We start from the raw sequence: 1,737 nt of genomic DNA on the forward strand, positions 1-1,737 counted from the left end.
GTACTCCGCGGCCTTCCCCAGCACCTCGGCCGGGGTCGCCGGAGACCGGCTCGCGCGGGACGACGATGAAGTCCGAGTCCAGTTCCTCGGCCGTGTCGAGGACGACGCTGCCGGGGTGGACCGTCTTCACCGAGGTGGAGAACCCGTTCGCGATGGAGTTGCTGTGGGGGACGCCGGCCGCGTCCGCGCGGCGGGCGACCGAGTCGGTGAACGCCTCTGAGTCGTCGGCCACCTCGCTCTCGTCGACCACGCCGTGGTCGATTGCGCGGACGACATCCTCGTCGAGCACGTACAGCGCGTGGACGCTCGCGTCGTACTCGGCCGCGACCGCGATGGCGTAATCGACCGCCTCGTGTGACTCCTCGCTGCCGTCGACGGGCACGAGGACGAGGTCGATATCGAGATCGGTCATACCCGACCCGTCGGCGGGGGAGGGCAAAAAGCCCGCCCCAACGCCGCGGTCGGGTGACCGCGCGGTTCCGCGGTCGACGGGGTACCCGGGTCCGTTCGGTTCCGGCGAGTCGGTCCCGTCGGATCCGCCGCTTCAGGCGGATTCGCGCCTGAAGCGACTGGTCGCTGAACAGTGCGTGTTGAACGGGTTCACGTTCCGGCCGTCGCGGTCCAGGTCGCGCTCGCTTCGACGCCAGACTCGAAGGTGAGACGAGCCACTTCCGGCGGCGTGTCCTCACCACCACCTGCGGGGAGGAACTGGAATCTGATCCGCTCACCGGTCTCTCCGAGCAGCGCTTCGAGAGTCACGATGTCACCCGTTTCGGCGGTGACGAATTCCCGGCGAACGACCGTTTCACCGCCGGCGACTTCGACGTCCAGCTGGGCATCGAACTGTTCCAATTTCGTGTCTACTGAGACTCTCACGGGACTGTCACCGGCATTCTCGACGACCAGCGTTCCACCCGGGTAGTCGGGGGGCGCGTTCCCACCGGGAAGCGTCTCGACGCATCCCGCGAGCGCCAGTATACCGGAACAGGCTCCAGCCGCGCGTAGGCATTGTCTCCGCCGCATACCCGTACGACCAAACCGTTCCTGAAATGTCTTCTCCTCAATATCGGCGGAGTTCGTTGATTCACAGAGGAACAAGGAGAGCCCGCGGCTTCAGCCGCTGGGGGAATCCGACTGTACCGCTGTCGGACTGTACCGAGCTATCGAGAGGACAAAATAGCAAAATACGAGTATGTCAACGGGGCCGTTGGCTCAGAAGTCGGGCAGTTCGCGCTGCCCGCGCTCACGCCGCTCCGCGGGCGGGACGTTGGTGGCGACGATCTCGTCGACCGCGTCGCGGTTGTCGGCGTCGCTGTTGATCGAGCGGGTCGCGTCCTCGCGGTCGACGCGGAAGCCCGCGTCGGCGTACGCGTCGTACATCACGCCGCTGTTCGAGAGCACGACCCGGACGCCGGCGTCGTCGAGGTCGCCGGCGACCTCCAGCAGGCGGCGCTGGTCCTCGCGGTCGAACCCGGACGCGCTGTACTCGTTGAAGTCCGCGGTCGCGCTCATCGGCTCGTAGGGGGGATCGAAGTAGACCAGATCGCCCGGATCGGCGGTGTCGAGGACGTACGCGAAGTCGTCGTTGCGGATCTCGGCGTCGGCGAGCAGGTCGCTCGCGCGTCGGATCCGGTCGCGCTGGACCCAGTCCGGGTCGGCGTACCGGCCGATCGGGACGTTGAATCCGCCGTCCGCGTTCTCGCGGTACAGCCCGTTGTAGCAGGTGCGGTTGAGGTA

The 1,737-nt window shown here is 67.0% G+C and carries 2 protein-coding genes and 1 pseudogene; all 3 read right to left on the reverse strand.

What is annotated here, in order from left to right:
- Window positions 1-412 (reverse strand): annotated as a pseudogene (locus BN903_RS03425) (universal stress protein); the annotation flags it as partial.
- A 188-nt stretch (window positions 413-600) separates the two neighbouring features.
- Window positions 601-1,023: a hypothetical protein gene (locus BN903_RS03430; RefSeq protein ID WP_228840998.1), complete on the reverse strand. Its 423-nt coding sequence runs from the start codon at window positions 1,021-1,023 to the stop codon at window positions 601-603.
- A gap of 189 nt (window positions 1,024-1,212) precedes the next feature.
- The coding region (locus BN903_RS03435; RefSeq protein ID WP_048076379.1) for a Dam family site-specific DNA-(adenine-N6)-methyltransferase at window positions 1,213-1,737 on the reverse strand (525 nt) is incomplete at its 5' end.

Source organism: Halorubrum sp. AJ67, assembly GCF_000513435.1.

Coding starts and splice junctions, on each gene's coding strand:
- BN903_RS03430 (WP_228840998.1), bottom strand. CDS start 1,023: ATGCGGCGGAGACAATGCCTACGCGCGGCTGGAGCCTGTTCCGGTATA.